The sequence below is a fragment of the Pseudomonas reactans genome, assembly GCF_013385825.1.
GTDB classification, from domain to species: Bacteria; Pseudomonadota; Gammaproteobacteria; order Pseudomonadales; family Pseudomonadaceae; genus Aquipseudomonas; species Aquipseudomonas reactans.
Genome location: NZ_JACAPG010000014.1, coordinates 104,223 through 122,238, shown reverse-complemented (window position 1 = coordinate 122,238; position 18,016 = coordinate 104,223). Strand labels below are relative to the sequence as shown.

The 18,016-nt window shown below is 61.7% G+C and carries 15 protein-coding genes; 13 read left to right on the top strand and 2 right to left on the bottom strand.

Annotated elements, in window-relative coordinates:
- The first annotated feature begins 15 nt into the window (after positions 1-15).
- From treZ to HX868_RS17005, 12 genes are all read left to right on the top strand, one after another.
- Entirely contained in the window at positions 16-1,761 is a 1,746-nt protein-coding gene (treZ, locus tag HX868_RS17060; protein WP_177003678.1) for a malto-oligosyltrehalose trehalohydrolase, read from the top strand.
- A complete protein-coding gene (malQ, locus tag HX868_RS17055; protein WP_177003677.1) occupies positions 1,758-3,842 on the top strand; it encodes a 4-alpha-glucanotransferase in 2,085 nt (694 codons plus the stop codon). The genes treZ and malQ overlap by 4 nt, the downstream gene beginning before the upstream one ends.
- A complete protein-coding gene (locus tag HX868_RS17050; RefSeq protein ID WP_177003676.1) occupies positions 3,839-6,574 on the top strand; it encodes a malto-oligosyltrehalose synthase in 2,736 nt (911 codons plus the stop codon). The genes malQ and HX868_RS17050 overlap by 4 nt, the downstream gene beginning before the upstream one ends.
- A 23-nt stretch (positions 6,575-6,597) precedes the next feature.
- Positions 6,598-6,870, top strand: coding sequence for a DUF2934 domain-containing protein (locus HX868_RS17045; RefSeq protein WP_177003675.1), 273 nt, complete (start codon positions 6,598-6,600; stop codon positions 6,868-6,870).
- Positions 6,871-6,989: 119 nt separating this feature from the next.
- Positions 6,990-9,149, top strand: a complete 2,160-nt coding sequence (glgX, locus tag HX868_RS17040; protein WP_177003674.1) for a glycogen debranching protein GlgX — start codon at positions 6,990-6,992, stop codon at positions 9,147-9,149.
- 1 nt (position 9,150) lies between these two features.
- Entirely contained in the window at positions 9,151-10,149 is a 999-nt protein-coding gene (locus tag HX868_RS17035) for an acyl-CoA dehydrogenase family protein (RefSeq protein ID WP_177003673.1), read from the top strand.
- Positions 10,146-10,904: a PIG-L deacetylase family protein gene (locus tag HX868_RS17030; protein ID WP_177003672.1), complete on the top strand. Its 759-nt coding sequence runs from the start codon at positions 10,146-10,148 to the stop codon at positions 10,902-10,904. The genes HX868_RS17035 and HX868_RS17030 overlap by 4 nt, the downstream gene beginning before the upstream one ends.
- Positions 10,901-11,500 (top strand): SAM-dependent methyltransferase, encoded by a 600-nt coding sequence (locus HX868_RS17025; RefSeq protein WP_177003671.1) that lies wholly within the window; start codon positions 10,901-10,903, stop codon positions 11,498-11,500. The genes HX868_RS17030 and HX868_RS17025 overlap by 4 nt, the downstream gene beginning before the upstream one ends.
- A complete protein-coding gene (locus HX868_RS17020) occupies positions 11,497-12,156 on the top strand; it encodes a glycosyltransferase family 2 protein (protein WP_095016411.1) in 660 nt (219 codons plus the stop codon). Before HX868_RS17025 ends, HX868_RS17020 begins: the two co-directional genes overlap by 4 nt.
- A 178-nt stretch (positions 12,157-12,334) precedes the next feature.
- The gene (locus HX868_RS17015; protein WP_177003670.1) at positions 12,335-13,096 is read left to right on the top strand and encodes a PIG-L deacetylase family protein; all 762 of its coding nucleotides are present in this window, start codon (positions 12,335-12,337) and stop codon (positions 13,094-13,096) included.
- Between the two features lie 189 nt (positions 13,097-13,285).
- A complete protein-coding gene (locus HX868_RS17010) occupies positions 13,286-14,320 on the top strand; it encodes an alpha/beta fold hydrolase (protein ID WP_177003669.1) in 1,035 nt (344 codons plus the stop codon).
- The gene (locus tag HX868_RS17005) at positions 14,320-14,799 is read left to right on the top strand and encodes a cytochrome P460 family protein (protein WP_177003668.1); all 480 of its coding nucleotides are present in this window, start codon (positions 14,320-14,322) and stop codon (positions 14,797-14,799) included. The genes HX868_RS17010 and HX868_RS17005 overlap by 1 nt, the downstream gene beginning before the upstream one ends.
- On the opposite strand, the gene HX868_RS17000 is transcribed toward HX868_RS17005, so the two are convergent.
- Together HX868_RS17000 and HX868_RS16995 are read right to left on the bottom strand one after the other, a co-directional pair.
- Positions 14,772-16,169, bottom strand: coding sequence for an amino acid permease (locus HX868_RS17000; RefSeq protein ID WP_177003667.1), 1,398 nt, complete (start codon positions 16,167-16,169; stop codon positions 14,772-14,774). The genes HX868_RS17005 and HX868_RS17000 overlap by 28 nt on opposite strands.
- Before the next feature lie 58 nt (positions 16,170-16,227).
- Positions 16,228-17,262, bottom strand: coding sequence for a histone deacetylase family protein (locus HX868_RS16995; protein ID WP_177003666.1), 1,035 nt, complete (start codon positions 17,260-17,262; stop codon positions 16,228-16,230).
- Between the two features lie 121 nt (positions 17,263-17,383).
- Here HX868_RS16995 and HX868_RS16990 point away from each other — a divergent pair, with 121 nt between their 5' ends.
- Positions 17,384-17,875 carry an Lrp/AsnC family transcriptional regulator gene (locus tag HX868_RS16990; protein WP_016978088.1) on the top strand — a complete coding sequence of 164 codons (492 nt, stop codon included), beginning with the start codon at positions 17,384-17,386 and terminating at the stop codon, positions 17,873-17,875.
- The last annotated feature ends 141 nt before the right edge of the window (positions 17,876-18,016 follow it).

Below are 18,016 nucleotides of genomic sequence, written 5' to 3'. Positions count from 1 at the left end.
GGGAGGTCTCTATAGATGCCGTTACGGACTCTGGAAACCTGGCCCCACGGCGCAATCATGCTGGACGCGCGACACACGCGTTTTGCCTTGTGGGCGCCAGACGCGTTTTATGTCAGCGTTGAACTGGAAAGCGGTAAATCCGTCGCCATGCTGCCCCAGGCAGAGGGCTGGTTTGAAACCGAAATAGCGTGCCCGGCGGGCACGCGCTACCGCTTCAATATCGATGGGGAAATGGATGTACCCGACCCCGCCTCCAGGGCTCAAGCCTCGGATGTACATGGCTGGAGCCTGGTGGTCGATCCCCTCGTCTATCCATGGCGCCACAGCCAGTGGCAAGGCCGTCCCTGGCACGAAGCCGTCATCTATGAGCTGCACGTCGGCGCAATGGGCGGTTACGCCGGCGTCGAGAAACACCTACCACGCCTGGCCGAGCTAGGCGTAACCGCCATTGAGTTGATGCCACTGGCGCAATTCCCCGGTGAACGCAATTGGGGTTATGACGGCGTCTTGCCCTATGCGCCCCAAGCCTCCTACGGCACTCCCGACCAACTCAAGCACCTGATCGACAGCGCCCACGAACACGGCCTGGCGGTGATCCTCGACGTGGTCTACAACCACTTCGGCCCCGACGGCAACTACCTCGGCCAGTACGCCAAAGGCTTCTTCCAGGAAGATGTGCACACGCCTTGGGGCGCCGGTATCGACTTCGACCGGCGTGAAGTGCGGGACTTCTTCCTGGATAACGCCTTGATGTGGCTGCTCGAATACCGTTTCGACGGCCTGCGCCTGGACGCGGTACACGCCATCGACAACCCGGATTTTCTGAAACTACTGGCTCACCGCGTTCGCGAGCAAGTCGACACCGGCCGACACGTCTGGCTGATGCTGGAAAACGAGCTCAATCAGGCCAGCCTCCTGCAAACCGATTTTGACGCGCAATGGAATGATGACTTTCATAACGTCCTGCACGTACTGCTGACCGGCGAAGCCGACGCCTACTACAGCGATTTTGCCGAGGAGCCTACCGCCAAACTGGCGCGCTGCCTGGGCGAAGGCTTCATCTACCAGGGGCACACCACCCGACATGGTCATGAACGCGGCGAACCCAGTGGGCACCTGCCGCCAAGCGCGTTTGTGGCGTTTTTGCAGAACCATGACCAGATCGGCAACCGCGCCCTGGGCGAGCGCCTGCATCAACTGTGCTCGCCGCAAGCGTTGAACGCGGCGACGACCCTGCTGCTACTTTCGCCGATGATCCCGCTGCTGTTCATGGGCGACGAAGTCAACGCCAGCGAGCCCTTCCTGTTTTTTACCGACCACCATGGCGAACTGGCTGAAGCCGTGCGCGAAGGTCGGCGTAACGAGTTCGCCGACTTTGCTGCGTTCCACGACCCTGAACGACGTGAACGCATTCCTGATCCCAATGCCCTGGCAACCTTCCAGCAATCGTCCCCGGCCTTTGCAGACCATCCGCATGCCCAGCTTTACCGGCAACTGCTGAACCTGCGCCACCAGCATATCGTGCCGCACTTGCCCGGCAGCCTCGCGTTGGGCGCGCAGGTGCTGGCTGAAGGTGCCGTGAGCGCCCGCTGGCGCCTGGGTAACGGCAGCCTGTTGCAGATCGACCTCAACCTGAGTGCCGCGCCGCTGGATCACCCGGCGGCGGGCGCTGTCCTTTTCGAAACGCCTGCCAACCTCGGCGCCCAGCTGCCGGCGTACAGCACACGCGTAACCCTATCCCCTGTTGGAGAGCACCCTTGAGCGAAGCGAACCTGGAAATCCTCGCCAGCCGAGCGGGCCTGGCCGTCGATTGGATCGACGCAAACGGCCGCCCGCAACGTGTGAAACCCGACGCCCTGCGCGCCGTTCTCAAAGGCCTGGGCCACCCGGCCGACAGCGATGCCGAGATCGACGCCAGCCTGCTTGAACTGGAACAGGCGCAACAAGACAAACACCTGCCACCGTTGATGACCATCGACAGCGGCGAAGGCCTGGACCTGGCCCGTTACTTTGAACCGGACACCCTGTGCCGGGTCAGCCTCGAAGACGGTGAAACTCTGGAGCTGCGCCTCGATGGCGACGCCGTGTTGCCCGGCGTCATCGCCCTCGGTTACCACCAAGTGCATATCGCCGAGCAGACCTTCACCCTGGCCGTCGCCCCCACCCATTGCTACAGCGTCGCCGAAGCTGTCGACAGTCGCCCTGCCCGCGCCTGGGGCCTCAGCGCGCAACTGTATAGCCTGCGCCGCTTGGGCGATGGCGGTTTTGGCGACACCCTGGCCCTGGAACACTTGGCTCGTTCGGCCGCGGAACGCGGTGCCGACGCCCTGGCAATCAGCCCGATGCACGCCATGTTCAGCGCCGACACCGAGCGCTACAGCCCGTATTCGCCGTCGAGTCGTTTGTTCCTCAACAGTTTGTATGCTTCGCCGGGTTGCATCCTGGGTGAGCGCGAAGTGCGCAACGCCCTTGAAGCCCTCGGCCTGACGGATGAACTGCACGATCTGGAACAACACAGCCTGATCGACTGGCCCACAGCCGCCAAAGCCAAGCAGCGACTGTTGCGCGCCTTGTACGAGGACTTCCGCCACGGCCAGCATCCACAACACGCCGACTTCCTGAGTTTCCGCCAAGCCGGTGGCGAAGCGCTGGAGAACCACTGCCGCTTCGAAGCCGTGCAAGCCGCGCGCGCCGCAAAGGGTGAAGAGCTCGACTGGCGCCACTGGCCCGAAGACTGGCGCAACCCGCAGAGTCCGGCACTCGCAGCCTTTGCTGTAGAAAACCAGGATGAGATCGGCTACTTCGCCTTCAGCCAATGGCTGATCGCTCGCTGCCTGGAACGCGCGCAACAAGCCGCGCGCGGCAGTGGCATGGGCGTCGGCTTGATCGCCGACCTGGCCGTGGGCGCCGACGGCGGTGGCAGCCAAGCCTGGAGCCGTCAGGATGAACTGCTCGCGGACCTGACCGTGGGCGCGCCACCCGACATTCTCAATCGCGCCGGGCAAGGCTGGGGCATCTCCGCGTTCTCGCCTGAAGGCCTCAAGCGCAACGGCTTCCGCGCCTTTATCGAGATGCTGCGCGCCAACTTCGCCCATGCCGGTGGCCTGCGTATCGACCATGTGATGGGCCTGCAACGCCTGTGGGTGATTCCCATGGACGCCTCGCCGCGTGAAGGCGCCTACTTGTATTACCCAGTGGACGATCTGTTGCGCCTGCTGGCCCTGGAATCCCATCGCCACCAAGCCATCGTGCTCGGTGAAGACCTGGGCACGGTGCCGGACGGCCTGCGCGAAAAGCTCATCGCCCGCTCGATCCTCGGCATGCGCGTGTTGCTGTTCGAGCAAAACCACGAGGGCCAGTTCAAGCCGATCCTCGACTGGCCGGACAACGCCCTGGCCACCACCAGCACCCACGACTTGCCGACGCTCAACGGCTGGTGGCACAGCCGCGATATCGACTGGAACATCCAGCTCGGCCTGATCGATGCGCCCACTGTGGAGCAATGGAGCGAACACCGCCTGCGCGAACGCCAGGCACTGCGTCAGGCCTTGAGCCAGGACCCGCAGAACTTCGTCGACGAGATCCGTAACGAGACCGACCACATGATCGACGCCAGCGTGCGCTACCTCGGCCACACCCGCGCGCCGTTGGTGCTGTTGCCGTTGGAGGATGCGCTCGGCGTGGAGGAGCAGGCCAATCTGCCCGGCACCACCGACACCCACCCCAATTGGCGCCGCCGCTTTGTGGGTGAGGCCTCCAGCCTGCTCGACAATGCCGGTGCCGCCCGCCGCCTCGAACTGTTGGCCGTCGCGCGCAACCAAGCCCATGAGCGTGACCGATGAATGCACTGCCCCTGCGCGCTACCCAGCGCCTGCAATTTCATAAAGGTTTTACCCTGGACGACGCGGTGCCGCTGGTGCCCTACTTCGCCCGCCTCGGCATCAGCCACCTGTACGCTTCACCGCTGCTCAGCGCCCGCGCCGGTTCCATGCACGGCTATGACGTGGTCGACCCCACCCGCGTCAACCCTGAACTGGGTGGCGAAGCCGCCTTGCGCCGCCTGGTCGCCGCGTTGCGTGGACACGGGATGGGCCTGATCCTCGATATCGTCTCCAACCATATGGCCGTGGGCGGTGCGGATAACCCCTGGTGGCTGGACCTGCTGGAATGGGGGCGCATGAGCCCCTACAGCGAGTTCTTCGATATCCAGTGGCACTCGCCCGATCCGCTGCTCAAAGGCCAATTGCTGATGCCGTTCCTCGGCAGCGACTACGGCGAAGCCTTGCAGACCGGCACCGTGACCTTGCAGTTCGATGCCAACCATGGCGCGTTCTACGTCGAGCATTACGAGCATCGCTTTCCGATCTGCCCACGGGACTACGCGGCGATCCTGGGCAGCGATGAGTTACTCAAGCCGTTGTCCGACCGCTTCAGCGCCCTTGCCTATCAGGACGATGCTTACCACGAAGCCGCCTGGCTCAAACAAGCCCTGGCCGAACGGGCCACTGAGGACGAAGTGCGCCAGGCCATCGACGCACAACTGGCGAGCTTCGACTTCGACCGCCTGCATCAACTGCTCGAACAACAGGCCTATCGCCTCGCCAGCTGGCGCACCGCAGCGGACGATATCAACTGGCGGCGCTTCTTCGATGTCAATGAACTGGGCGGCTTGCGCGTGGAACGCACCGCCGTATTTGAAGCCACCCACGGCAAGATCTTCGAACTGATCAGCGAAGGTTTGGTGGATGGCCTGCGTATCGACCATATCGACGGCCTGGCCGACCCGCGCGGGTACTGCCGCAAGCTGCGGCGCCGGGTGGATTCGCTGTCACCGCAGCGGCATTTGCCGATCTTCGTGGAAAAAATCCTCGGTGAAGGCGAAATCTTGCGGGAAGACTGGCAAGTGGATGGCACCACCGGCTACGAATTCATGAACCAGCTGTCGCTGCTGCAACATCACCCGGACGGTTTTGAACCTTTGGCCGAACTGTGGACCCGTCACAGCGAACGGCCCTCTGCGTTCATCGACGAAGCGCGGCTGGCACGTCAGCAAATCCTCAACGGTTCCCTCGGCGGCGACTTCGAAAGTGTGGCCCAGGCCCTACTGCAAGTGGCCCGCGACGACGTGATGACCCGCGACCTGACGCTAGGTGCCATCCGCCGCGCGTTGCAGGAACTGATCGTGCATTTCCCGGTGTACCGCACCTACATCAGCGCACGTGGCCGCAGCGACGCTGACGACCAAGTGTTCCAACACGCCATGGACGGCGCACGCACCACCTTGGGCGAAGGCGACTGGCCGGTACTCGATCACCTGGAAAAATGGCTGGGCGGCCAGCCGTGGCGTAATCGCCCGGTGGGCCGTGAGCGCAAGATCCTCAAGCATGCCTGCGTGCGTTTCCAGCAATTGACCTCTCCCGCTGCCGCCAAGGCCGTGGAAGACACCGCGTTCTATCGCTCGGCGGTATTGTTGTCGCGCAATGACGTGGGCTTCAGCACCGAACAGTTCAGCGCGCCATTGGCCGACTTCCATGCCGTCAACCAGCAGCGCTTGCAGACCTTCCCCGACAACCTGTTGGCCACCGCGACCCACGACCACAAGCGCGGCGAAGACACCCGCGCGCGCCTGGCGGTGTTGAGTGAATGCGCGCCTTGGTTTGTTGAACAGGTGGAACACTGGCGAACCCTGGCCGCGCCATTGCGAACCGACACCGCCCCCTCGGCCGGCGACGAATTGATCCTCTATCAAGTCTTGCTCGGCAGTTGGCCGTTGGATCAGGGCACTGAGTTTGATGGCTACCAGCAGCGCCTGTGGCAGTGGCAACAAAAGGCCCTGCGCGAAGCCAAGTTGCAGAGCAGCTGGAGCGCGCCCAACGAGGCCTATGAACAAGGCGTCGAAACGTTCCTTTCACGGCTTTTGCTCAGCGATGAAGGCCACGCGCTGCGCACCGCCATCGGCAATGCCGCTCAGGCGATTGCCCCGGCGGGCGCGTTGAATAGCCTGGCGCAATCCTTGCTTCGTATGACCGTGCCGGGTGTGCCGGACCTGTACCAGGGCGATGAGTTCTGGGACTTCAGCCTGGTAGACCCGGACAACCGTCGCCCGGTGGATTTCAGCGCACGGCAACAGGCGCTGGCGACCCCACCGGACATCGGCGAACTGTTGTTCAACTGGCGCGACGGGCGTATCAAACAGGCGTTGATTGCTCAGGTGCTGGCCTTGCGCAAGGCCCAGCCTGAATTATTCCGCAGCGGCACCTACACGCCGCTGGAAGTGGTCGGCGAGCACGCCGAACGGGTGGTCGCATTCTCTCGCGAGCACCAGGGCAAGTACCTGTTGGTGTTGGTGCCACGCTGGCCCCATCACCTGCTTGAAAACGGTGTGCATCCCCAGATCAATGCGCAGGTTTGGGGCGATACACGGGTGAAATTACCGTTCGCCGCCACAACGCAAAACTGGAAGGGACTTTTTCATACAGGCGCAGTCACACCAGACAAGGAGCTGTTGGTTAGCGCTGCCCTGGGGGATTTCCCGGTCAATGTCTTTATCAATCCTGATGATCAAGAAAGCTGAAATTTTCTGTGAGGAGCATTGCGATGAGTACTGAAGACAAACGCATACGCGAACTGGCGCATCAGATCTGGGAGTCCGAGGGCAAACCCCATGGTGAAGATGCACGCCACTGGGAGATGGCGCGCAAACTGGCGGAAGCCGAAGCGCTGACGCCGAGCAAGCCCAAGGCAGCGGCCAAACCCAAGGCCAGCGCTCCCAAGCCGCCGGCAAAAGCCAAACCCGCGGCACCTGCGGCCGGCAAGCCGGCGCCACCGGCCGCTAAAAAACCAACGGCGCCAAAAAAGCCCAAGCCTTAACCCCTCACCTCTCGCCGGCGCTGTCGGCAAGAGGTGATTTTACCTTCCAGACGCTCAGCTGAAATTTCGTCAGCACGGCCGCGTTCGGCCCGAAAAAAGACCTTTGCAGGAGCAACTCAATGAGCAAACCCGATAAAACCCCTTCGACGCCGGGCAGCGAGCCGTCGCGGATTCGTGAAGGTTTGCCCTTCCCACTTGGCGCCACCTGGGACGGCCTGGGGGTCAACTTTGCCTTGTTCTCGGCCAACGCGACCAAGGTTGAACTGTGCCTGTTCGATGATTCCGGCGAGGTTGAGCTGGAACGCATCGAACTGCCGGAATACACCGACGAAACCTTCCACGGCTACCTGCCCGACGCCCACCCAGGGCTGATTTACGGCTACCGCGTGTACGGTGCGTATGACCCCGCCAACGGCCACCGTTTCAACCACAATAAATTGCTGATCGACCCCTATGCCAAGCAACTGGTGGGCGAACTGAAATGGTCCGAGGCGCTGTTCGGCTACACCATCGGTCACCCGGACGACGACCTCAGCTTCGATGAACGCGACAGCGCTCCCTTCGTGCCTAAATGCAAAGTCATCGACCCGGCACACACCTGGGGCAACGACCAGCCGGTGCGGGTGCCGTGGGACCGTACGATCATCTACGAAACCCACCTGCGCGGGATCAGCATGCGCCACCCTTCCGTGGGCGAGTCCGTGCGCGGTACCTGCGCCGGGCTGATGGAAGACGACGTGCTCAAGCACATTCGCCAGTTGGGTGTGTCGTCGGTCGAGCTGCTGCCCGTGCACGCCTTCGTCAACGACCAGCATTTGCTGCAAAAAGGCATGACCAACTATTGGGGCTACAACAGCATCGCGTTTTTCGCCCCCGACCCGCGCTACCTGGCCAGCGGCAAGATCGCCGAGTTCAAGGAGATGGTCGCGCACCTGCATGAGCAGAAGCTCGAAGTGATCCTCGATGTGGTCTACAACCACACCGCCGAGGGCAACGAGCGCGGCCCGACCCTGTCGATGCGCGGTATCGACAACGCTTCGTACTACCGCCTGATGCCGGATGACAAGCGCTTCTACATCAACGATTCCGGCACCGGCAACACCCTGGACCTGAGCCATCCGTGCGTGTTGCAGATGGTCACCGACTCCTTGCGTTACTGGGCCAACGAGATGCACGTCGACGGTTTCCGTTTCGACCTGGCGACCATTCTTGGCCGTTATCGCGATGGTTTCGATGAGCGTCACAGCTTCCTGGTCGCTTGTCGTCAGGACCCGGTATTGCGCCAGCTCAAACTGATCGCCGAACCCTGGGACTGCGGTCCCGGCGGGTATCAGGTGGGCAACTTCCCACCGGGCTGGGTCGAATGGAATGACCGCTTCCGCGACACCGTGCGTGCTTTCTGGAAAGGCGACGACGGCCAACTGGCGGACTTTGCCGGGCGCATGACCGCCTCGGGTGAGATGTTCAACCATCGTGGCCGCCGTCCCTACAGTTCGGTGAACTTCATCACCGCCCACGACGGCTTCACCCTGCACGACCTGGTGTCGTACAACGATAAGCACAACGAGGCCAACGACGAAAACAACCAGGACGGCAGCAACAACAACCTGTCCTGGAACCACGGCGTCGAAGGGCCGACCGACGATCCGGAAATCAACGCACTGCGCCTGCGTCAGATGCGCAACTTCTTTGCAACCCTGCTGCTGGCTCAAGGCACGCCGATGATCGTGGCCGGTGATGAGTTCGCTCGCACCCAGCACGGCAACAACAACGCTTATTGCCAGGACAGCGAAATCGGCTGGGTCAATTGGGACCTGGATGACGATGGCAAGGCCCTGCTCAAGTTTGTAAAACGCCTGATCAAACTGCGCCTGGCTTACCCGATTCTTCGTCGTGGGCGCTTCCTGGTCGGCGACTACAACGAAGACATCGGTGTGAAGGACGTCACATGGCTCGCGCCGGATGGCAATGAGATGACCACCGAACAGTGGCAAGACAGCAACGGCCGCTGCCTGGGCATGTTGATGGATGGCCGCGCCCAGGAAACCGGGATACGCCGTGCCGGTGCCGATGCCACCTTGCTGCTGGTGGTCAATGCCCACCACGACATGGTCAATTTCCGCCTGCCGCCGGTGCCCGAAGGCGAGTTCTGGACCTGCATGCTCGACACCAATTCCCCGGCGGTACGTGGCCAGGAACGCTTCGATTTTGATCATGAGTACGCAGTAACTGGCCGTTCGTTGCTACTGTTTGAATTGCAGCGTGAAGACGAGGTGTGAAATGGCATTGCATGGATTCCTTCAAGGCTACCGGGGCTATGCGGACACGCAAGCCCTGGGCGCGGCCCTGAAGGCGCTTCAGGAGGAAGGTCTGGACCAGTTGCCCTTACCGGGCAGCGGTCAGACATTGGAACGGTTCAGCCGCTTGGCACAGGTGGCAGGCCATGACCTGCGCTTGTGCAAGCTGTTCGAGGGCCACACCGACGCGTTGGCAATCATTGCCGAACTCAATAGCCCGTTACCCCCCGTGGGCAGCATTTGGGGCATGTGGGCAGCCGAGCCCCCCACCGCCAAGGTGCGCGTTTTCAAAGATGGCCATCGCCTGAAGGTGCAAGGGCGTAAAGCCTGGTGCTCCGGCGCGGCAGTGGTCAGCCATGGTTTGTTGACGGCCTGGGACGAAGAAGACCGCCAGCAGTTGGTGGCGGTGCCTATGGATCAACCCGGCGTCATCGTGACGGACGAAGGCTGGAACGCCGTGGGCATGGCCGCCACCGGTAGCGTGGAAGTCGTGTTTGACCAGGCTTGGGGGCTCGCGGTGGGCAGACCAGGTGATTACCTCGCCCGCCCCGGTTTTTGGCAGGGCGGTATTGGCATTGCCGCTTGCTGGTACGGCGCGGCTCAACGCCTGGCCGAGGTCTTGCGTGAGCAGTGCAGCAAGCGCCCTGAACCCCATGCCCTCGCCCACCTCGGTGCAGTCGATAGTGCACTGAACAGCGCTGCCTGTGTATTACGCGCCAGCGCGGAACAGGTTGACCGCGACCCCAAGGCCAACGCCAGGGAGTTGGCACAACAGACTCGGGCCGGCATCGAAGACACCGTCGAACAAGTGATTCACCACGTCGGACGCGCTGTAGGTGCGGGGCCGTACTGCAAGGATCCGCATTTCGCTCAGTTGATGGCGGACTTACCGGTGTATGTGCGCCAGAGTCACGCCGAGCGCGACTTGGCGGGCCTTGGCGAGCTGGTCGCCGGCGAACCCACAGGGAGGTGGCAGTTATGAGACCCAATCCAATCGTTGGCCAAGGCACACCGCTGCATCGCTGGCAGGCGTCGCCGAAGATGGCCGAACTGCCGCCGATCAGCGTTGCGCAATTGGTTCCCGAAGGCCACCGGGCGGTGATCATAGCCCCCCATCCGGATGATGAAGTGTTGGGTTGTGGTGGCTTGATGCAGGGGCTCGCGGCACTTGGCCGTCCGATCCAGCTGATTTCGGTGACCGATGGCAGCGCCAGTCATCCCGGCTCGCGGCGTTGGCCGGTGGAGCGTTTGAGTGTCGTGCGTCCCCAGGAATCGGCCCAGGCGCTGCATCGCCTCGGCTTGCCGCTGCACAGTTTGAAGTGGCTGCGTGCGGGGTTTACTGACAGTAAGGTAGCGGCGCGGGAAGATGAGCTCGCGAGGTTTATTCAGCGTTACCTCAAACCCAACGACGTGGTGTTCACCACCTGGCGCGAAGATGGGCATTGCGACCACGAAGCCGTCGGCCGTGCCAGCGCCAAGGCGTCCCTTGCGGTCGGCGCAACCCTATATGAACTGCCGGTGTGGACCTGGCACTGGGCAACACCCGAGGACACTCAGGTGCCCTGGCACCGCGCCCGCAAGATTCCATTGACCTGTGAAGCGGTGGCCCGCAAGCGCCATGCGATCCATGCCTTCGCCAGCCAATTGGAGGGTGACCCGCAGATCGGCCTGGCCCCCGTGCTGGCGCCCTACGTGGTGGAACGCCTGCTGCAACCCTTTGAAGTGGTATTCGTATGAGTGTGGCCACGCCGTATTTCGACCAGTTATTCGCCAATAACGACGACCCCTGGGCCTTTCGCCAACGCTGGTATGAACGGCGCAAACGGGCGTTGACGCTAGCGGTACTCACACGGCCACGTTATGCCTCGGTGTTCGAGCCCGGTTGCGCCAATGGCGAACTGAGCTTCGAGCTTGCGCCCCGTTGTGATCGCTTGCTGTGTTGCGACACGGCTTCGGCAGCCGTCGCCCTGGCACGCAGTCGCTTGCTGGGTTTTCCCCATGCCCAGGTGCAGCAAAGCCGTTTGCCCGAACAGTGGCCCACAGGCCAGTTCGAGCTGATCGTGCTCAGCGAGTTGTGTTACTACCTCGACGCCGACGACCTGAGCGAGTTGGTTGATCGCGCCCGTGCTTCGCTGACCGCCGACGGCCAACTGCTTGCCTGTCATTGGCGCCCCGCCATCGAAGGCTGCCCGCAAACTGCCGAGCAGGTGCATGCCCTGCTCCACGAGCGTTTGGACATGCCCCGTGTAGCCAGTCATCACGAACACGACTTTCTTCTCGACCTGTGGAGCCGCGACGGCACTTCGGTCGCCACCCTTGAGGGCCTGCGATGATCGGCATTCTGATCCCGGTACACAACGAAGAGGCCTTGCTGGACGATTGCCTGAAAGCGGCACTGATCGCGGCCAGTCATCCGGGTTTACTGGGCGAAGCCGTAACGGTCCTGGTGGTACTCGACAGTTGCAGCGATGACAGTGCCACCATTGCCCAGGCTTACCCGGTGCAATATTTGGAAGCCCAGGCACGCAACGTGGGCCATGTACGTGGCGTGGGCGCGCGGCATCTGCTCAACCAGGGCGCCCGCTGGATCTCTTGCACCGATGCCGACAGCCGCGTGGCCCCTGATTGGCTGGTGGCCCAATTGGCATTGGGGACCGATGCCGTGTGTGGCACTGTCACCGTGGATGCCTGGGGCGAAGGTTTCGACCCCGCTGCGCAGATTCGATATCACCAGGGTTACGAGGCGCGAGACGGCCATCGGCACATCCACGGTGCCAACCTGGGGGTAAGCGCTGGCGCTTATGTGCGCGCCGGTGGCTTCGAACCCCTGGCGTGCCATGAGGATGTGCAATTGGTGCGTAACCTGGAGCTGTGCGGCGCCTCCATCGCCTGGAGCCATTCCCCGCAGGTGATCACCAGTGCGCGCCTGGACGCCCGTGCCCAGGGCGGTTTCGGCGATTACTTGAAGAGCCTGATGCACGCCACTTGAAAAAAACGACGTTACCGAATGTAAAACCGACCAATCCTTGTCTATGCTGAGGACGCCTTGCTGGCGTTCCAACGTTGGAGTGCCATGCAGCCACTGCGGCGGAGCCTGCGGTGGAAAAAAAGAGTTGTGCCGTCAACGGACCACGACCCCGCATCAATCGACAAGGATGTGACACCCCATGAAGCTTGCTTCCTTAAGCGACGGCCGCAGCGGCCCTGCGCAAATCTGGAACAGCGCCCCGCAGTTGGCGCAAATCCCCCCGATCACCCCGTCCTCATTGGTGCCGGCTGGCGCACGCGTGGTCATCATCGCACCCCATCCCGGCGACGAAGTACTGACCTGTGGCGGCCTGCTGCAACTGCTCAGCACCTTGGAACACCCACTGCAACTCATCTCCATCACCGATGGCAGCGCCAGTCACCCAGGGTCCAACGTCTGGCCGGCCAGCCGCCTGAGCGTGGTGCGGCCCCAGGAAAGCGTCGAGGCCATGCGCCGCCTGGGCATGCCGCTGCACAGCTTGAAATGGATTCGCGGCGGCTTCTGTGACGATGCCCTCGCCAGCCGCGAGCCGCAACTAAGCCAATTCATCGCGCGCTACCTGCAACCGGGTGATGTGGTCTTCAGCACCTGGCGCAACGATGGCAATGACGACCACGACAGCGTAGGTCGCGCCAGTGCCAATGCCTGCAGCCTGGTGGGCGCGCAACTGTATGAGCTACCTATCTGGGCCTGGCACTGGCCTGCCCGCGAAGGCGCAATCATCCCCTGGCAACGCGCACGCAAGGTGCGCCTGGACACCTGGACCGTCGCCCGCAAGCTGCATGCGGCCCATGCCTATGCCAGCCAATTGGCCGGCGACCCGGCAATCGGCCTGCCGCCCATGCTGGCCCAGGTGCTGCTGGAGAGAATGCGCGAACCCTATGAAATCGTGCTGTCGTAGCATCCGACTCGGTGGCTGAATGTGTGGCTTGGGGCGTCTCAATTCAACGTCTGCGGGGTTTGTATCGCAGTGTGTACAGAACCCACTGCGATACACAGCCTTTAACTCAACGGGTTTCCTGAAACAGGCCAGATACAGCGCAGCGTTCAACTGAGCACCAGGCACACATCCAGCCGCAGGAGGCTCGCCATGCATACTCAGTTGACTCGCCGCTTCAACCGCCAATCCCTTTTCCTGGCCTTGACCTTGTCGCAATTCGGCGTCCTGGGCGTGGCCCACGCCGAAATGCCAGAGGCACCTACCCGCGCCGTCGCCAGCCCGCAAACCGCTTTCGGCACGCTCAAACACGTCAAGGCCGGCCTGCTGGACGTGGCCTACGCCGAAGTCGGCCCGGCCACGGGGCCGGCGGTGATCCTGCTGCACGGTTGGCCCTACGACATCGACAGCTACGCCCAGGTCGCCCCGCTGTTGGCGGCCAAGGGTTATCGCGTGTTGATCCCCTACGCCCGGGGTTATGGCGGTACTCGTTTTCTCGCGGACACGACCTTGCGCAACGGCCAACCGGCGGCCCTGGCCAGTGATGTGATCGACTTCATGGACGCGCTGAAGATCAAGCAAGCCGTGCTCGGCGGCTACGATTGGGGCGCACGCTCGGCAGATATCGTTTCAGCGTTGTGGCCGGAACGGGTCAAGGCACTGGTGTCGGTCAGCGGTTACCTGATCGGCAACCAGGCGGCAGGCAAGAATCCGTTGCCGCCTAAAGCCGAACTGCAATGGTGGTATCAGTTCTACTTCGCCACCGAGCGTGGTGCGGTCGGCTACCAGAAAAATACCCATGATTTTGCCAAGCTGATCTGGCAACTGGCTTCGCCGCAATGGAAGTTCGATGACGCCACCTTTGACCGCAGTGCCAAGGGCCTGGAGAACCCGGATCACGTCGCGATCACCGTGTTCAACTACCGTTGGCGCCTGGGGTTGGTCCAAGGTGAGACGAAGTACGATCCCCTGGAGCAGAAACTCGCCCAGGCGCCGTCGATCGGCGTGCCGACCATCACCCTCGAAGGCGACGCCAACGGCGCCCCGCACCCGCAGCCCGAGGACTACGCCAAACGTTTTACCGGCAAGTATGAGTTCCGCCTGATCAACGGCGGCGTGGGCCACAACCTGCCTCAGGAAGCGCCCGAAGCCTTTGCCAAGGCGGTTATTGATGCGGATCACTTGTGATGTGGCGCCTGTGCCTGGCTGCATTGGCCCTGGCGACTTCGGCCTTTGCCTTGGCTGACAGCGCTCCGTCACCGATCTACGGCGTGACCATTCCCGACGGCTACCGTCAGTGGGAACTGGTGGCGCCTGCCCAGGAGGCCGACCCGTTGAACGAGTTGCGTGTGGTGCTGGGCAACAGCGCGGCGCTCAAGGCTTACCGGGAGGGCAAGCTGCCCTTCCCGGACGGCACCGTCCTGGCCAAATTGGCGTGGAAACATGAACAGTCACCGGAGTTCAAGACCGCGTCCATCCCCGGCGCGGCGACCACGGTGCAGTTCATGGTCAAGGACTCGAAGAAATACGCGTCCACAGGCGGCTGGGGGTTCGGTCGGTTCGTCAACGGCAAGCCGACTGATGAAGCGCAGCACCAGACGTGCTTTGCGTGCCACCAGGCGTTGGTGAAAGATCGGGATTATGTCTTTACCAAACTTGCGCCCTGAAAGCGTGAAAACTGATAAGCAACCCCCAGCCAGATAAACCAGGCCGGCATCACGCACAGCGCCAAGCGTGTATCCGGCCGCAACGCCAGCAGGCCCAGCACAAACGCGAGAAACCCCAGGGAAAACCAGGCCATCGGTACACCGCCGGGCATTTTGTAGACGGACTTGGCATGCAGGTCCGGACGCTTCTTTCGGTAGGCGATGTAGGACGCCAGGATCGTCGACCAGGTAAAGATCACCAGGATCGCCGACACTGTCGACACGATGGTGAAGGCGGTCATCACCTCGGGCACCACAAACAGCAACACCAGCCCCAACAGCATCAGCAATGTCGTAAACGCCAGGCTGATAAACGGCACGCTGCTCTTCGACAAACGCCCGAAGATCCCCGGCGCATCACCCAGGTCAGCCAGGCCGAACAACATACGGCTGGCGGAAAACACGCCGCTATTGGCCGACGACGCCGCCGAGGTCAGCACCACGAAATTGACGATGCCCGCCGCTGCCGGAAAACCCGCCACCAGGAACAACTCAACGAACGGGCTTTTGCTCGGCGAGACTTGCTGCCATGAGGTCACCGCAATGATGCATGCCAGAGCCAGCACGTAGAACAGGATGATGCGCAACGGGATCGAATTAATCGCCTTGGGCAAGGTTTTTTCCGGCGCACGGGTTTCGGCGGCAGCGGTGCCGATCAGTTCGGTGCCGGCAAAGGAGAAAATTGCCATCTGGAACCCGGCAAAAAAGCCGAACAAACCGTTGGGAAACGCGGCCTGTTTATCCAGCAAGTGCGTCAGCGAAGCGGTGACGCCCGTCGGCGAGACAAACGAGCTGGCGATCAGCACCACACTCACCCCAATCAAGGTCACTACGGCGATGATCTTGATGATCGCGAACCAGAATTCCACTTCGCCAAACAACTTCACCGTCAGCACATTCAACGCAAACAGCGTGAGCAGCATGCCCACCGCCGGCATCCACGCCGGTACATGGGGAAACCAGTACTGGAAGAAGCCACCGACCACTACCGCATCCCCCACTACCGCCACGCTCCAGCTCAACCAATACGACCAGCCGAGGAAAAACGCCGCGCGCGGCCCCAGGTAAGCACCGGCAAAGTCAGCGAAGCTCTTGAAGTTGAGGTTGGACAGCAGCAGTTCGCCCATGGCGCGCATCACGAAATACACGAAGAGCCCGATAATCATGTAGATCAGGATGATCGAGGTGCCGGACAGCGCGATGATCTTGCCGGAGCCCATGAACAGGCCAGTGCCGATTGCACCGCCCATGGCCATCAACTGGATATGGCGGTTGCTCAGGGTGCGTTGCAACGCAGGCTTTTCACAAAGCCCGGACGTGGTTGTTTTCATCACAAAACCTCTTGTTATGTTTTTGAGTTTTGGCAGAAGAAAAGACGACGGGTTGTTGTTATCGGGTGCGGCTTTCGAAACCGTGCAGCACGTTGACGGCGTTGATGCCGATTTCATCGACCATGTAGCCGCCTTCCATCACGAACAGGGTGGGCACGCCGACGCTGGCGATGATTTCGCCCATGCCGAGGAAGTCTTGGCTGTCGAGGAGGAAGTGGCTGATGGGGTCGTCCTTGAAGGTGTCGACGCCGAGGGAGATCACCAGCACCTCGGGCGCGAAGTCGCGCAGTTGCAGGCACGCATTGATCAAAGCGGTCTGGTAGTGCGCCCACGTGGTGTTTTTCGGCAACGGATAATTCAGGTTGAAGCCCTCCCCTGCGCCCGCGCCGCGTTCACTGGCGGCACCGGAAAAGTAAGGGTAAGAGACTGCCGGATCGCCATGCAAGGAAACGAACAACACGTCCGGGCGATCGTAGAAAATATTCTGCGTGCCGTTGCCGTGATGAAAATCCACATCCAGCACCGCCACGCGCTTGGCGCCTTGAGTAATAGCCTGCTGCGCGGCAATCGCTGCGTTGTTGAGGTAGCAATAACCGCCCATGTATTCGCGGGCTGCGTGGTGACCGGGTGGACGGCAAAGGGCGAATGCACTGTGATGGCCTTCGTCGATCAGCGCCAGGCCGGTCAAGGCGATATCGGCGCTGGTTCTGACCGCATCCCAGGTGGTGCGGGTAATCGGCGAGCCGGCGTCCATGGCGAAGAAACCGAGCTTGCCGTCGATGAAGTCCGGGACTTGATGGTTGGCCAGGTCACGCACCGGCCACACCAGGGGCAATGCGTCATGACTGCGGCCAATGGCGGTCCATTCGGCCCAGGCCGACTCGAGGAATGCCACGTAGCGTTCGCTGTGGGCGTTGACGTAACAGGCCCGGTCAAAGCGGCGCGGCGTGATGATATCGCCCAGGCCCACCTGCCTGACGCGATCACGCACGGTGTCGGCGCGGCTGGGTTGTTCGAACGAGGGTTTGAGCACGCCGTCCTTGAGTTCGGTGCCATGGTGCAAACGGTGGGCTTCGCTAAAAACAGTCAACATGGGTGGGCATCCGCCAGTAAAAGACAGGGTCTATTTTGTTCTGGCAGCCTTGGGCTTTCTTTGCTTTTATTTGCGACGCTGTTAGTTTTATCGGGAATATTTACCCCTAAAGCGCCGAGTTATGAAAAATAAAACCAAGCAGGTCGTTCTTGACGACACCGATCTCGCCATCCTCGCGCTACTGCAGGAAGACGCGAGTATTTCCAATGCGCAGTTGAGCGAACGTTTATCCCTGAGCCTCACGCCCTGCTGGCGTCGGCGTAAACGCCTGGAAGAGGAAGGTGTCATCAAAGACTACCAGGCCAATCTTGATCGCAAGCTGCTCGGGTTGAACATCATGGCGTTCGTGCATGTGCGTTTCGCCATCCACACCGATCACGCGCCGGATGCGTTTGAAGCCGTGGTGAAGGAGCTGCCGCAGGTGCTGTCGTGCCATAAGATCACCGGCGATGCGGATTACCTGTTGCAGGTCCTCGCGGAAGACCTGGACAGCTACAGCGAGTTTGTCGAGAGCGTGTTGCGGCGGCAGTTGGGGATTGCGTCGATTCAGTCGAGTCTGGCGCTGAGGGAAGTCAAGGCGACGAGTCGGGTGGCGATTCCAACGCGTGAATAGTGACCAACAAGGTCACGTTTTTGAGGGGCGAGGTGGCAAATCGCTGCTAATCAAATGTGAAAAATTCATTAACTGATTCTCATTAAAGGCTTTTTCCCGGAAGCTCAATCTGCCACACTGATGCGAATAATTATCAACACC

What these genes read in the sequence shown, in the direction of transcription:
- treZ (WP_177003678.1), top strand. Translation starts at nt 16, where the DNA reads ATGCCGTTACGGACTCTGGAAACCTGGCCCCACGGCGCAATCATGCTG.
- HX868_RS17050 (WP_177003676.1), top strand. Translation starts at nt 3,839, where the DNA reads ATGAATGCACTGCCCCTGCGCGCTACCCAGCGCCTGCAATTTCATAAA.
- HX868_RS17045 (WP_177003675.1), top strand. Translation starts at nt 6,598, where the DNA reads ATGAGTACTGAAGACAAACGCATACGCGAACTGGCGCATCAGATCTGG.
- glgX (WP_177003674.1), top strand. Translation starts at nt 6,990, where the DNA reads ATGAGCAAACCCGATAAAACCCCTTCGACGCCGGGCAGCGAGCCGTCG.
- HX868_RS17035 (WP_177003673.1), top strand. Translation starts at nt 9,151, where the DNA reads ATGGCATTGCATGGATTCCTTCAAGGCTACCGGGGCTATGCGGACACG.
- HX868_RS17030 (WP_177003672.1), top strand. Translation starts at nt 10,146, where the DNA reads ATGAGACCCAATCCAATCGTTGGCCAAGGCACACCGCTGCATCGCTGG.
- HX868_RS17025 (WP_177003671.1), top strand. Translation starts at nt 10,901, where the DNA reads ATGAGTGTGGCCACGCCGTATTTCGACCAGTTATTCGCCAATAACGAC.
- HX868_RS17020 (WP_095016411.1), top strand. Translation starts at nt 11,497, where the DNA reads ATGATCGGCATTCTGATCCCGGTACACAACGAAGAGGCCTTGCTGGAC.
- HX868_RS17015 (WP_177003670.1), top strand. Translation starts at nt 12,335, where the DNA reads ATGAAGCTTGCTTCCTTAAGCGACGGCCGCAGCGGCCCTGCGCAAATC.
- HX868_RS17010 (WP_177003669.1), top strand. Translation starts at nt 13,286, where the DNA reads ATGCATACTCAGTTGACTCGCCGCTTCAACCGCCAATCCCTTTTCCTG.
- HX868_RS17005 (WP_177003668.1), top strand. Translation starts at nt 14,320, where the DNA reads ATGTGGCGCCTGTGCCTGGCTGCATTGGCCCTGGCGACTTCGGCCTTT.
- HX868_RS17000 (WP_177003667.1), bottom strand. Translation starts at nt 16,169, where the DNA reads ATGAAAACAACCACGTCCGGGCTTTGTGAAAAGCCTGCGTTGCAACGC.
- HX868_RS16995 (WP_177003666.1), bottom strand. Translation starts at nt 17,262, where the DNA reads ATGTTGACTGTTTTTAGCGAAGCCCACCGTTTGCACCATGGCACCGAA.
- HX868_RS16990 (WP_016978088.1), top strand. Translation starts at nt 17,384, where the DNA reads ATGAAAAATAAAACCAAGCAGGTCGTTCTTGACGACACCGATCTCGCC.